Origin of the sequence: Micromonospora sp. NPDC048839, assembly GCF_040649915.1 — a bacterium.
Classification (GTDB): domain Bacteria; phylum Actinomycetota; class Actinomycetes; order Mycobacteriales; family Micromonosporaceae; genus Micromonospora.
Window position 1 is genome coordinate 382,772 of the sequence record NZ_JBEZGL010000001.1, and the last position, 12,313, is coordinate 395,084.

Sequence of the window (12,313 nt, forward strand, 5' to 3'; positions counted from 1 at the left end):
GTTTCCGCAGGCCAGACGGGCTAGCAGGGGGGCTAGCGCTAGACCCCACCGGGGCTATCAGGACTCGACCTCAGCGAGGTCCGTGGAGGCGATCGTCTCGGCCGTCTTCTCGGCGATCCGGGCCTCGAGCGCGACCAGCTTCACGCCCTTGCGGGTGGTCGGCTTGCCTTCGATCCGGCGGCCGATGCTCTCGGTCTTCACGCCGGCGCGAGCCATCCACGCGCCGAACACCTCGACGGTCAGGTCGGCGTACGCCTCGGGGTCGAGGGCCTGGAGGCGGGGCACGATCAGCTCCGACCACAACGCCTCTTCGCCTTCGTGCCACACCTGCCGGACGTCGGCGAGCAGGTTCCGCAGGGCGATGCGCGGTACCTCGACGGGCTGCTCACCGTGGCGCATCTCCATCGCCCTGGCGACGACCTTCTCAGCGGCCGGGTTGTCGACGTACGACGACCGGCACGGTCGGGTCGGTCCGGCGCCGGCCCGGTAGCCCCAGCCGGAGTCCTTCGGCCCGGTGGAGTCGCCCGGCTCGAACTCTGTCGGGCGGGCGCCGCGGGCGTACGAGCCGGTGCCGAGCACGAGGTCCGTCTCCGTGTGGGAGGTGACCGCGAGGCAGGTCCGCAGGGCGATGTTCGAGCTGATGCCGCGCGGCACCGACTCCTTGTCGATGCGCTGGGTGGCGAACACGATGTGGATCCCGAGCGCCCGACCCCGCTTCACGATCGAGGTGAGCAGGAACTTCGCCCGCTTCCCGTGGATCGGGTCGGTCAGCAGCTCCTGCAGCTCGTCGAAGAACGCGACCAGGGGCCGGAGCCGGGCGTCGTGCTCAGCCATCCGCCGGTTGACCTTGTTGGCGTTGTTCATGCCCTGCGCCGCGTACTTGCGGACCAGCGGGGCCCGCTCGTCACACTCGCTGAGCAGCCACTCCAGGGCGTTGAGCCCGTTGGCCTTGGTGACCTCGTCGGCGCCCGACCCATACAGCCCTTCGGGGCACAGCGGCTCCAGGCAGTCGACGTCCCCGGAGCCCTTGAAGTCGAACACCACCGGCACGACCAGCGGGTCCAGGATCGCCGCGAGCAGCACCACCCGGGCGGCGAGGGTCTTACCCGACCCGGGGATGCCGGCGAACAGGCTGTTCTTCTCGGCCAGGGAGTACTCGACGGGGCGCATCCGCTCGTCGTGGCCGTAGACGAACGTGCCGGTGAAGTAGTCGAACGTGCCCGACTCCAGCAGCGGCCACGCCGGGGCCTGCATGTTGCTGACGGGCTTGTCGGCCACCCAGATCGACAGCATGCCCGGGTGCTGCCCCGGCACGGTCGCCGGCCACACCTGCGTCTTCGGTAGCCGGAACCCGGACGCCAGCCGTTCCCGCTCGTCGATCACGTCGGTGGCCAGCACCCCGGCCGGGAGGAGCACCAGGGCCTCATGCCCGGGACCCTCGCGGCTGATGTCGCGCACGAACTTGATGTCTCGGGCGTCCTTGATGCCCTTCACCGAGCAAGCCAGGATCGCCGCCCGGGTCAGGCCGGCGGTCAGTCGGATGAACCGCTCGGCGTTGAACACGCGGTCGAGGATCGGCGCGTCGATCGGCCGTCCGACGTGCGCCAGGAACGGCACCACGATGGCGGCGGCGAGGGCCTGTGCCCACCAGGGGGCGACGAACACGAGCAGGCCGGCCACGACGATCAGCAGCAGCACGATGGGCGCGAGCTTCCACACCCGGCCGCCGACGCGTCGGTCGCGCTGCCGGGACAGGTCGAGGTAGTCCTGGGTGTTGAGCCGGTTCGCGGCGTGCTGGCGGAACGGCTCGCCTTCCAGGTCCAACGTCCACCGGATCGTCTTGCCGGTGATCCGGGCGACGCCCCACGGCGCGTACCACACCACTTTGGCCGCGTACTTCGGCGAGCGGGTGATGTGGATGGCCGCGGAGTACGTCACGAACGACACCGCCTCGACCATGAGCGCGTGCCGCCCGGCCTTCGAGCGCAGCGACGCGGGCACGATCGGCTTGCGGTCGCCCTGGTAGCGGCTGGTGATGTCCGCGAACGTCGTCGAGGTGCGGGGCGGGTCGACCGGTGGGCCGTCTTCCTGGCCGCCCTCGATGGCGAGCTGTTCGCCGCGCGGGTCGAAGTAGTCCGGCTCTCCCGGCCGGGGCGCGGGGACGACCGGCTCCAGGTCGTCGCCGGTGTGGATGGGCTCTGCCATGCTGATCACTCCTCCTTGGTGGGGAAGCGAGGCCCGGCCGGGCGGTGGAATGCGTTGGCCGGGCCTCGCGCTTGGTTCGGGTCAGTAGCCGTGTCGCCGCAGGGCCTCGTAGGCGGCGGTCTGGTCGGCCGGCGCAGCGGCGCGAAATGCGCGCTCGAACTTGGTCTTAGCGGCGTCGAACTCGGGGCTGTCGATGTCGCGGTCGGCGGCGTCGGTCTCGGCCATGCCGAGCTTGAGCAGGTTCCTCACCACGTCCCGGTTGATCGGCGGTGCGGGCTTCGGCTTGCTGCTGAACAGGCCCATGGCTGGGTTCCCTTCGGTCAGACGGAGATGATCAGGGCGGCCACGAACAGCCACCCGACGTGCCAGGACTGGTCAAGGGCGTACGCCCCGGTGCCCAGCGACGGGTTGTCGTCGCGGTCGGCGCGGTGCGCCGAGCTTCCAGAACGCTCCCGAGCCGGTGACCAGGGCCAGCCGGAACAACGGGGTACGTCGATCGGCGATGTAGTGAGTGGCCAGGTTGACGGCCATGCCGACCACCACCGGGGCCAGCGTCGGCCGCCACCCGGTGACCGCGGCGAGCAGGGCCAGGGCGACGAGCTGCGCGGCGCCGTACGTGGTGACGTGCTTGAGGCAGTTCCACCGCCCGACCCAGCCGGTACGGCCCTTGTGGTCGGCCTGGTGCTGGGTCTGGATCCAGTGGTCGGCCACCTGGTGAGCGGCGTACAGGGCCACGAACACGGCTGCGGAGTCGGCAGTGCTCATCGCTTCGCCGCCGTGGCGATCCGGCCGCCCAGCTCGACCAGGCAGATGGAGGCCACGACCACCAGGCCGTCGACCGACAGCGGCAGCAGGTACTGCGACCCATTCGTCTCCCCGTAGCGGGCCGCGACCGCGGCCATGTGCCAGTAGGACACCCAGGCCGCGATACCGGCGATCATCGCCGTAGCAGCCCACCGACCCACGGCCAGCCGGCGGGAGTGCACCGGCACCCGGGAGATCAGCTCGATGGTCAGGAGCAGCGCCAGCGGGGACCAGGCCGAGATGACCTGACTGATGAACTCGTCACGGGCGTGCAGCACGTTCCCGGCGATGCTCGCGGCCACCCCGAGGACGAGGACCAGACGCACGCCCCAGCGGATCCGGATGAGCGACTTCCGCTCGGCGGCATCAGCCGGGGCCGATGCGGGTGCCGGCGCGGGTGCCGATGCGGGTGCGGGCGGCGGTGGCGTGCCCGGGTGTCCGTCAACCGGGACCTGCGCCGACGCCTTGGCCCTCTTCTGCCGGCGGAACCACCGACGGCGCGGCTGGTCCGGCTCGTCGGTCTCGGCCTGGCCCGGGTGTCCGTCCACGCCGCCCTGAGCCTCCGCGACCGCCTGCCGGACCTCCTCGTCGGTGATGGCCGGTTCCGGTCCGATCGGCTCGGCGTAATCCCACGGGTCCACCGGCGGCGGGGCGGTGTCCACCTCGGCCGGGCGGTCGGTGCCGGCGATCAGCCGCTCCCGCAGTTCGGTCGCCTTCGGAACGCCGATCTTGAATTCCTTCATCAGCCGGTTCCGCGAGGGGACCTCGCCGAGTTGGTCGGTGAGGGCGAGCGCGCCCGGGTACAGGTCGTCGATGGTGCGCGGGTGCGCGCTGGCGGGGGCGGTCATCGGGCCATCTCCTTGGTGCGCTGGGTGGCCCGGCGGCGGGCCTCGGCGTTGGCGACCTGGGCGCGGCCGTGGGCGGCGGACGCCTGGCCGTACTGGTCGGCGTGACGGTGGACCAGGTGACGGGCGATCAACCCGACGGTGGCGGGGACGGCCAGGCCGCCGCCCACGATCAGCAACAGCAGCTCGTACTCGTTCACGACTGGATCCCCCAAGCGGTGTCAGTGAGGGTGTTCAGGGCGTCGGCCAGCAGCAACGCGTCGGGCACGTCGAGCAGCACCAACTCGACCGGCTCCGGGTCGCCGGGCTGGTCCCACTCCTCGACGGCGATCAGCGGGCTACCGGCCGCGGACTGGCGCAGCGTGGCGAACAGGCCGTCGCGGATGCGCAGCGGCTCGGTCTGGTGCTCGCCGCTCGGCACGGTGGCCACGGTGCACATGCTCGGCACGCACCACGTGGGGTGCTTCGGCTGGGTCAGGGGCGCATCGACCAGGGCGCGGGCCAGGCGCTCAATGGCGGCGGCCCGACGGCGGACCGCCCGGCCCGCCAGGCGACCCTCCGGCGAGGTGAGCGGGTGTCGGGCAAACTGCCGCTCGGCCTCGCCATACCGGTTGACCATCCGGGCGATTGCCTCGCCGAGCTGCTCGCGCGACCAGCTCATCATCGGGCCACCGCCGAGACGGTCACGCACATGCCGCCGGCGCCAACCTGGTCGGCGGTGCACGGCTGGGTGGTGTGGTTGTGGGCGAACGCGAGGCCGGCCAGGGCCGCGCACACCAGAACGGTGCGCGCGACCAGGCGGTCGAAGCGGCGGCCCATCAGCGGCCGGCCCGGACGGTGCGGGCAGCGGCCAGCAGCGCGTACGCCAACTGCTCGACCTGCTCGACGGTGCCCGTCCAACCCATGACCCGGTTGCCGGTGCGGTCCGCGTCGTCGGCGATCTGCAACTGCACCTGAGCCGCCTCGATGACCTCGCCGCGCTCGGTGAACATCTCCACGGTCACGTCCGCGGCGAGGGGTACCCCGGTCTCGGAGGATTCGCCGACGAGCTCGGCGACGGTCCGCATGTGCACCGTGCTGACCACGAGGTCACCGATCTGGGTGATCTCGCCCGTGTGGTCCTGCTCGCACCACGCGGGGCATCCCTGGCCGGCGGCGTTCGAAGCGGTCGCCGTCTCGATCGCGGCCTGGTCGACGCCCAGCCGTGCGGCCAGCTCGTCGACGGTCAACGGCAGGGCGTACGCGGCCTGCAACGCGGTGATGCGCTCGGCCAGCGGGGCGGGCCGGTAGGGCGGGTTGACGGGGAACAGGTCGCCGGTCGTCGCCGGGCGGCGGATCGCGGTCAGGTCGGTGGTGTCGGCGTCGATCAGCCGGTGGGACGGCGGAACGGACGCGGATGCGATGATGCTCATGGGTCGGGACTCGCCTCCTGATCAAGGCCCTCGGTTAGCGCTGGAATCGCTTGGCCGGGGGCCGCCCTATTGGTTCGGGTGTAGCTACACCGTACGTCCTTGTGTAGCTACACCGCAACCCCGTAGTCTCGGCGTGTATCTACGGCAGGGGAGAGCACATGGCACCGACACGGGGCACGCCCACGCGGCCCATTCGCATCGACTCGACGCTCTGGGAGAGGTTCGGGGCCAGCGTCGGCTCGCTCGGGCTGGACCGCTCGGCCGTGCTCCGAGACTTCATCCGCTGGTACACCCGGGAGCCAGGCGCCAAGATGCCCCGGCGACCCGACGTGACCGCCTCCGCTAAAGAGTGACGGTCTGTCGTGGGGCACATCCGGGGCACATGGTGGCGGGATCTGTTGAGATCCGCCGGGAATAGATGAGACGTGAAATCGCAGGTCAGGGCCGCTTTAGTAGCCCTCACCGCAGGTCAGCGGTGTTAGTCGATCAGTCCAGGGTGAAGTAGTCGGGACCGGAGTAGACGCCGGTCGTCAGCTTGGTGCGCTGCATCAGCAGGTCGTTGAGCAGGCTGGACGCGCCGAAGCGGAACCAGTCCGGGTCGAGCCAGTCCGGGCCGACGGTCTCGTTGACCATCACCAGGTACTTGATCGCGTCCTTGGTGGTCTTGATGCCCCCGGCGGGCTTCACGCCCACCTGCCGGCCGGTCGCCTCGCGGAAGTCACGGACCGCTTCCAGCATCACCAGGGTCACCGGCATCGTCGCCGCGACCGGGACCTTGCCGGTGGAGGTCTTGATGAAGTCGCCGCCGGCCAGCATGGCCAGCCAGGAGGCCCGCCGCACGTTGTCGTAGGTGGCCAGCTCGCCGGTCTCCAGGATCACCTTGAGGTGGGCGTCGCCGCAGGCGTCCTTGGTGGCCACGATCTCGTCGTAGACCTCCTGGTAGCGCCCGGACAGGAACGCGCCCCGGTTGATCACCATGTCGATCTCGTCGGCACCGGCCGCCACGGCGGCCCGGGTGTCGGCGAGCTTGATCTCCAGCGGCGCCTGACCCGACGGGAACGCGGTCGCCACGCTGGCCAGGTGCACAATGCCAAGTCCGGCCGGCGCGGCGCCCCCCGCACGTCCCGGCTCGCCGGATGGCCGCCCGGACCCGGCAGCAGACCCGCGCAACACCTCGGCGACGTACGGGACCATCGCCGGGTAGACGCAGACCGCGCCGACGTGCGGGCAGGACAGGTCGGCCGGGTCGGGGCGCAGCGCCTTCGCGGCGAGCGCCCGCACCTTGCCGGGGGTGTCCGCCCCTTCCAGGGTGGTGAGGTCGACCATCCGGATCGCCAGGTCGATGGCCTGGGCCTTGGCGGTGGTCTTGATGGATCGGGTGCCGAGCTGTGCCGCCCGCTGCTCCGCGCCGACCTGGTCCACGCCCGGTAGGCCGTGGAGGAAGGTCCGCAGAGCGGTCTCGGATCGTCCCAGCTCGGAGAGCTCCGACCGGGCCGACGTCGTTGTCGCCGTCATGCCCCGAAGTCTACGCACCGGAACGCCACGTGATCTTGCTCACAGCCGCCCGCCGGACGTGAGCGGCGTCGCTGGTCCGACCGCACCCGCACCGGCGGGCCGTACGGACCGGTAGGTTGAGCGATCGTGGACGTACACGTCATTGACCACCCGCTGGCCCAGTCGAGACTGACCGCCATGCGGGACGCGCGCACCGATTCCTCGACGTTCCGGGCCGCGCTGCACGAACTGACCACCATGCTGGTGTACGAGGCGGCGCGCACCTTCCCCGTCGAGCGGTACCCGGTGCAGACGCCGGTCACCGGCACCGAGGGCACCCGGCTGGCCAACCCGCCGCTACTGGTCCCGGTGCTGCGGGCCGGCCTGGGCATGGCGGACGCCGCGCTCGGTCTGCTACCGGAGTCCTCGATGGGCTTCGTCGGCCTGGCCCGCGACGAGGAGACCTACGAGCCACGCGCGTACATGGAGTCGTTGCCCCGCGACCTGGCCGGCCTGCCGGTGCTGGTGCTCGACCCGATGCTGGCCACCGGTGGCTCGCTGGAGCACTCCTGTCGGCTGCTGGCCGACCGCGGCTGCACCGACATCACCGTGCTCTGCGTGCTCGCCGCGCCGGTCGGCATCGAGCGGCTGGAACGCTCCGGTCTGCCGTTGCGCCTGGTCACGGCCTCGATCGACGAGGGGCTCAACGACCGCATGTTCATCGTCCCGGGGCTCGGGGACGCGGGCGACCGCCAGTTCGGCGGCATGCCCCGGTTCTGAGGGCGGTACACCCGGTCGGTGTCGGGTCGGGCGGGTCCGTGCGCGGTGTGCACGGACCCGCTACCGTCTCCGGCCATGACTGGTGTTGCTCTCGCCAAGGAGCTGCTGCTCCTCGCCTACGACGACACGACCGGCAAGGCGACCATGCCGCGAATCAGCCTGGACCTGGGCATGGCCGCCGCGGTGCTGGTCGAGCTGGCCCTGGCCGGCCGGATCGCGTACGCCGACGGTTCGTTGGCAGTGATCGACCCGACGCCCACCGGCGAGCCGGTCGCGGACGAGGTGCTGGGCCGGGTCGCGGCCGACACCCCGCACAGCCCGGCCTCCTGGGTGCAGCGCCTGCGGCACGGCCTGCGGGACCGGATTCTCGGCGACCTGTGCAGCCAGGGTGTGATCCGTGACGTGGACGAGACCGAGTTGGGCTTCATCCACGTGCACCGCTACCCGGTCGTGGACGCCACCGTGGAGGCGGAGACCCGGAAGCGGCTGGCCGAGGCGCTGACCGGCGCGGCGGCCCCGGACGAGCGGACCGCCGCGCTGGCCACCCTGGTCGTGGTGCTGCGGATGGAGTCCGCGCTCGGGGTGGACGGCGAGACCGCCGCCGACGCGCGCCGCCGGCTGGAGGAGATCGCCACCGGCGCCGGCTTCTCCGGCGAGGTGAGCACCGACGACTCGGTGGTCCGTCCCTCGGTCGGCCTGGTCGTCGCCGCCCTGGGCCGGGCCGTCGACCAGGCCCTCGGCCCCCGCCGCTGACCCCGCCCGGCGGTCTTCGGAGGGTGCGACCAGGCGTCGGCCCCTGCTGCTTGCGTCCTTTGCTCTGCTTCAACGGAGGCAACACTCCAGGCCCGTTTTCGTAGCGTGGGTTGAAGCAGAGCAAAGGACACGCAGGAGGCGGGCGGCCGGGTGGTCGTGCCCGGTGCGGCCCCCTGGTCAGAGTCCCAGAGCCGCGGCGATCTCGGTGCGCAGCCGCGCGATCGCCGACTCCGCGCGGGCCCGGGCCGCGGCGACGTCGCCGTCGGGCACCGGCTCCACCACCTCGAGGTACGCCTTGAGCTTCGGCTCGGTCCCGGATGGGCGGATCACCACCCGCGCCACCGCGGTCCGCAGGATCACCACGTCCGACTCGGGTAGCAGGTCCCGCACACTGTCGACCGGCTGCCCGAGCAGGGTGGTCGGGGTGGCCGCCCGGATCCGGGCCATCGCGTCGGTGATCACCCGCAGGTCGTCCACCCGGGCGGAGAGCTGGTCGGTGTGGTGCACGCCGAACTCGGCGGCCAACTCGTCCAGCCGGTCGATCAACGTGCGGCCCTGCGTCTTCAGGCCGGCGGCCAGCTCGGCCACGGTCAGCGCCGCGGTGATGCCGTCCTTGTCCCGTACGTGCTCCGGGGCGACGCAGTAGCCGAGCGCCTCCTCGTAGCCGAAGACCAGCGGTGCGCTGCCGCCGCCCGCCCGCACGATCCACTTGAAGCCGGTGAGCGTCTCGTCGTAGGGCAGGCCCCGGGCCGCGCACATCGCCCGCAGCAGTGACGACGACACGATCGTGGTGGCGTAGAGCCCGGTCACCCCACGGCGCATCAGGTGGTCGGCGAGCAGCACGCCCACCTCGTCGCCGCGCAACATTCGCCAGCCCTGCCCGCCGCCCGTGCCGTCCCGGACGACCACCGCGCACCGGTCCGCGTCCGGGTCGTTCGCGATGGCGAGGTCCGCGCCGGTGGAGTCGGCCAGTGCGATCAACCGGTCCACCGCCCCCGGCTCCTCCGGGTTGGGGAACGACACGGTGGGAAACGCCGGGTCCGGCTCGGCCTGGTCGGGCACCACACCGGGCACCGGGAAACCGGCGCTGGCGAAGGCGGCGGTCAGCACCGCCGCGCCCACCCCGTGCAGCGGCGTGTACGCCACGGTCAGGTCCCGAGGTCCGTCCGGGTCGATCACCGCGGTGGCCCGTTCCACGTACGAGGCGACCAGGTCATCGCCGAGCACCTGCCCGGGTGGACCCAACGGCACCTGGGTCAGTGGACCGACCGCCCGGATGGCCGCCTCGATACCGGCGTCGGCGGGCGGCACGATCTGCGCGCCGGCACCCAGCTCACCGCCCAGTTCCGCGCCGAGGTAGACCTTGTAGCCGTTGTCCTGGGGCGGGTTGTGGCTGGCCGTGACCATCACTCCGGCGACCCCGCCGAGTTGGCGCACCGCGTACGCCAGCACCGGGGTGGGCAGTGGGCGGGGCAGCAGCAGCGCCGGCCGGCCCGCGCCGGTGGCCACCTGGGCGGTGCGTTCGGCGAACTGCCGGGAGCCGTGCCGGGCGTCGTACCCGATCACCAGAGGGCCGGTGCCGCCCTGGGCCGCGAGCCAGCCGACCAGACCGGCAGCGGCCTGGGTGACCACGGCGAGGTTCATGCCGTTCGGGCCGGCGCGCAGCGGGCCGCGCAGGCCCGCCGTGCCGAACGTGAGCGGACCGGCGAACCGGTCGGCCAGCTCCGGGGCGCTCGCCGGCAGCCGGTCGAGCACCGCCGTCAGCTCGTCCCGGCTGGCCGGGTCGGGGTCGTCGGCCAGCCAGCGCCGGGCTTGCTCGCGAATGTCGTCGTTGTCAGTGGTGTCCGCCGCCATGCCTCTTGATAGCACGGCGGCGGATCACCGCTGTCGGTTCCCTCGGCTCAGCCCGCCCCGGTGAGCTTGAACGTCCTGGCCATCTCGTCGAAGATCGGCTTGCTCTCCGCGAACTTGGCGTTCGTCGAGGTGAGGTAGAACGAGTACGCCTTGCCACCCTCGGCCACGCCACGCCAGACGCCGTGCCGCATGACGTCGCCCTCGCCGCAGGTGTACTCGAATTCGGCGGCCGGCCTGCTGTCCAGCTCCGTCGTGGCGGCGTTGACCTGCTGGTACGGCTTGGCGCAGGAGGTGCTCCTGGTTTTGAGGCCGTTCGCTGCCGTCTCCGCCCAGCGGTTGGCGTCGCTCGACCACTTCTCGGTGATGATGCGGACCTTGCGGCCGCTGTCCTCCGGGTCGATGTAGTCGGTGTAGGAGCCGCCGGTGGCCTTCTTCCAGCCCTTCGGCACCATGACCTGGATGCCGCGGGCCGCGTGCTCCTCCATCTCGACCGTGGAGGCCGCCGGGGCGGACGCGGACGGCTGGGCCGCCGGGGTGTTCGGCGGGGGGTCGTCGCCACTGGTGAGGGCCACCACGGTGAGCAGCAGCACGACGGCCAACCCGCCGGCCGCGGCGAGCTGCACCTTGCGGGGCCAGCCCTTGACCGTGCTGACGAGCTGACCACCGGTGGCGCGGGCCTTGTCGAGAGCGCCGCCGCCGGAAGGGGCGGGCGAGGTGGCCCAGGGCTGGCCGGTGCCGGGCACCGACCACTGGTTGCCGCCCCCGTAGGTGCCGCCGATGCGTTGGGTGGCCTCCGGTGCGCCGCCGTACCCGACCTGCTGGGTGGCATCGGCCGGGCTGCCGTAGGTGACCCGCTGGGTGGCGTCCGGGTGCCCGCCGGCGTCCACCCGCTGAGTGGTGTCGGCGCTGCCACCGTAGGTGTGCCGGGGAGGTGGCTGGCCGGGGCCGGGCATCGCGCCGGTGGGCGTGTGCAGTGGGCCGGCCAACACGTCGGCGCTGGTCTCGTCGAACCCGGTGGCACCGCCCGGGGTGGCCGGCCGGGGGCGCTCGCCCCGGCGCAGCGCGGCGAGCCGATCGGTCAGGGACTCGTCCGGGGCCAGCATCGCCGGGCCACCGATCTGCTTGTCCGACTTCGGCTCGGGTGTCGGCGGCGGGAGGACCGGCACCGGCGGGCGTTGCTGCACCGGCACCACCGCGTACGGGTCGGTGACCGAGTGCACCGCGGTGGCGGTGCTGCCGAGCGGCCCGGCGAGCAGCTCGCGCAACATGGCCCGGGAGGTGTGCACGTCCAACCGGCGCGCCGGGTCCTTCTCCAGCAGGCCCATCAGCACGCGGGTCAGTGGGCCGCTGCGCTGCGGTGGGGCCGGTGGGTCCTCGACCACGGCGTGCATGGTCTCGATCGGGTCACCCTTGTCGAACGGGGGTCGCCCCTCCACCGCCGTGTAGAGCGTCACACCCAGCGAGAAGAGGTCGCTCGGCGGACCGAACTCCTGGCCCATGGCCCGCTCGGGCGAGATGAAGTGCGGTGAGCCGAGCACCATCCCCGGGGTGGTGAGCTGCACGTCGGTGGGCATCCGAGCGACCCCGAAGTCGGTAAGCACGCACCGGCCGTCGCTACAGATCAGCACGTTTGCCGGTTTGACGTCGCGGTGCAGGACGCCGATCGCGTGCGCCACCTCCAACGCGCCGAGCAGCGCGATGCCGATCTTGGCGACGGCGCGGGGCGCGACCGGCCCGTCCTCGATCACCATGTCGGCGAGGCTGCGGGCGTCCAGCAGCTCCATCACGATCCACGGCCGGCCGGCCTCGGTGACCACGTCGTACACCTGCACCACGGCCGGGTGCTGGATCGCGGCGGCGGCCCGGGCCTCGCGCAGGGTGCGTTCGTACATGGCGTCGCGGTCGCTGGGGGCCAGCCCCGGAGGCAGGACGACCTCCTTCACCGCCACGTCACGGCGCAGCAGGGTGTCGGTGGCACGCCACACGGTGCCCATGCCGCCGTTGCCCACCGAGGACCGCAGCGAGTACCGGCCACCGATGGTGGTGCCGGGTGCTGCGCGGCCGTTGGCGGGACTGACTGGTCCGCCGCTCCACGTCGGGATCTGAGTCACAGAAAAGCCACCGGGGGAAATCGAGGGGGGCTGGGACACAACCCCCCTATCTTGC

13 protein-coding genes and 1 pseudogene are annotated in these 12,313 nt (G+C 72.1%); 3 read left to right on the top strand and 11 right to left on the bottom strand.

What is annotated here, in order from left to right:
* Positions 1-57 precede the first annotated feature (57 nt).
* The 8 genes and pseudogenes from AB0C25_RS01835 to AB0C25_RS01870 form a co-directional block, all read right to left on the bottom strand.
* Positions 58-2,205, bottom strand: a complete 2,148-nt coding sequence (locus AB0C25_RS01835; RefSeq protein WP_357368534.1) for an FtsK/SpoIIIE domain-containing protein — start codon at positions 2,203-2,205, stop codon at positions 58-60.
* An 81-nt stretch (positions 2,206-2,286) separates the two neighbouring features.
* Positions 2,287-2,508 (bottom strand): hypothetical protein, encoded by a 222-nt coding sequence (locus AB0C25_RS01840; RefSeq protein ID WP_357368536.1) that lies wholly within the window; start codon positions 2,506-2,508, stop codon positions 2,287-2,289.
* A 17-nt stretch (positions 2,509-2,525) separates the two neighbouring features.
* A pseudogene (locus tag AB0C25_RS01845) lies at positions 2,526-2,970 on the bottom strand (DUF3307 domain-containing protein).
* Positions 2,967-3,857 (bottom strand): DUF2637 domain-containing protein, encoded by an 891-nt coding sequence (locus tag AB0C25_RS01850; protein ID WP_357368538.1) that lies wholly within the window; start codon positions 3,855-3,857, stop codon positions 2,967-2,969. Before AB0C25_RS01850 ends, AB0C25_RS01845 begins: the two are co-directional and overlap by 4 nt.
* A complete protein-coding gene (locus AB0C25_RS01855) occupies positions 3,854-4,054 on the bottom strand; it encodes a hypothetical protein (protein ID WP_357368540.1) in 201 nt (66 codons plus the stop codon). The genes AB0C25_RS01850 and AB0C25_RS01855 overlap by 4 nt, the downstream gene beginning before the upstream one ends.
* On the bottom strand, positions 4,051-4,518 hold the full coding sequence (locus AB0C25_RS01860) for a hypothetical protein (RefSeq protein ID WP_357368542.1): 468 nt from the start codon (positions 4,516-4,518) through the stop codon (positions 4,051-4,053). Before AB0C25_RS01860 ends, AB0C25_RS01855 begins: the two co-directional genes overlap by 4 nt.
* Entirely contained in the window at positions 4,515-4,673 is a 159-nt protein-coding gene (locus tag AB0C25_RS01865; RefSeq protein WP_357368544.1) for a hypothetical protein, read from the bottom strand. The genes AB0C25_RS01860 and AB0C25_RS01865 overlap by 4 nt, the downstream gene beginning before the upstream one ends.
* On the bottom strand, positions 4,673-5,266 hold the full coding sequence (locus AB0C25_RS01870) for a hypothetical protein (RefSeq protein ID WP_357368546.1): 594 nt from the start codon (positions 5,264-5,266) through the stop codon (positions 4,673-4,675). The genes AB0C25_RS01865 and AB0C25_RS01870 overlap by 1 nt, the downstream gene beginning before the upstream one ends.
* A gap of 158 nt (positions 5,267-5,424) precedes the next feature.
* Here AB0C25_RS01870 and AB0C25_RS01875 point away from each other — a divergent pair, with 158 nt between their 5' ends.
* Positions 5,425-5,619 (top strand): hypothetical protein, encoded by a 195-nt coding sequence (locus AB0C25_RS01875; protein WP_357368548.1) that lies wholly within the window; start codon positions 5,425-5,427, stop codon positions 5,617-5,619.
* A gap of 133 nt (positions 5,620-5,752) precedes the next feature.
* Here AB0C25_RS01875 and deoC read toward each other — a convergent pair whose 3' ends face one another.
* A complete protein-coding gene (gene deoC / locus AB0C25_RS01880; RefSeq protein WP_357368550.1) occupies positions 5,753-6,781 on the bottom strand; it encodes a deoxyribose-phosphate aldolase in 1,029 nt (342 codons plus the stop codon).
* A gap of 126 nt (positions 6,782-6,907) precedes the next feature.
* Between deoC and upp the strand changes: the two genes are divergently transcribed.
* A complete protein-coding gene (gene upp / locus AB0C25_RS01885; RefSeq protein ID WP_357241488.1) occupies positions 6,908-7,540 on the top strand; it encodes a uracil phosphoribosyltransferase in 633 nt (210 codons plus the stop codon).
* 75 nt (positions 7,541-7,615) lie between these two features.
* Positions 7,616-8,293: a GPP34 family phosphoprotein gene (locus AB0C25_RS01890; protein WP_357368552.1), complete on the top strand. Its 678-nt coding sequence runs from the start codon at positions 7,616-7,618 to the stop codon at positions 8,291-8,293.
* A 177-nt stretch (positions 8,294-8,470) separates the two neighbouring features.
* On the opposite strand, the gene AB0C25_RS01895 is transcribed toward AB0C25_RS01890, so the two are convergent.
* Positions 8,471-10,147, bottom strand: coding sequence for a phospho-sugar mutase (locus tag AB0C25_RS01895; protein ID WP_357368554.1), 1,677 nt, complete (start codon positions 10,145-10,147; stop codon positions 8,471-8,473).
* A 47-nt stretch (positions 10,148-10,194) separates the two neighbouring features.
* Positions 10,195-12,258 carry a serine/threonine-protein kinase gene (locus AB0C25_RS01900; protein ID WP_357368556.1) on the bottom strand — a complete coding sequence of 688 codons (2,064 nt, stop codon included), beginning with the start codon at positions 12,256-12,258 and terminating at the stop codon, positions 10,195-10,197.
* Positions 12,259-12,313 lie beyond the last annotated feature (55 nt).

Bases quoted from the DNA above. Each gene is read 5' to 3' on its own strand.
- AB0C25_RS01835 (WP_357368534.1), bottom strand. From the start codon at position 2,205: ATGGCAGAGCCCATCCACACCGGCGACGACCTGGAGCCGGTCGTCCCC.
- AB0C25_RS01840 (WP_357368536.1), bottom strand. From the start codon at position 2,508: ATGGGCCTGTTCAGCAGCAAGCCGAAGCCCGCACCGCCGATCAACCGG.
- AB0C25_RS01850 (WP_357368538.1), bottom strand. From the start codon at position 3,857: ATGACCGCCCCCGCCAGCGCGCACCCGCGCACCATCGACGACCTGTAC.
- AB0C25_RS01860 (WP_357368542.1), bottom strand. From the start codon at position 4,518: ATGATGAGCTGGTCGCGCGAGCAGCTCGGCGAGGCAATCGCCCGGATG.
- AB0C25_RS01865 (WP_357368544.1), bottom strand. From the start codon at position 4,673: ATGGGCCGCCGCTTCGACCGCCTGGTCGCGCGCACCGTTCTGGTGTGC.
- AB0C25_RS01870 (WP_357368546.1), bottom strand. From the start codon at position 5,266: ATGAGCATCATCGCATCCGCGTCCGTTCCGCCGTCCCACCGGCTGATC.
- AB0C25_RS01875 (WP_357368548.1), top strand. From the start codon at position 5,425: ATGGCACCGACACGGGGCACGCCCACGCGGCCCATTCGCATCGACTCG.
- deoC (WP_357368550.1), bottom strand. From the start codon at position 6,781: ATGACGGCGACAACGACGTCGGCCCGGTCGGAGCTCTCCGAGCTGGGA.
- AB0C25_RS01890 (WP_357368552.1), top strand. From the start codon at position 7,616: ATGACTGGTGTTGCTCTCGCCAAGGAGCTGCTGCTCCTCGCCTACGAC.
- AB0C25_RS01895 (WP_357368554.1), bottom strand. From the start codon at position 10,147: ATGGCGGCGGACACCACTGACAACGACGACATTCGCGAGCAAGCCCGG.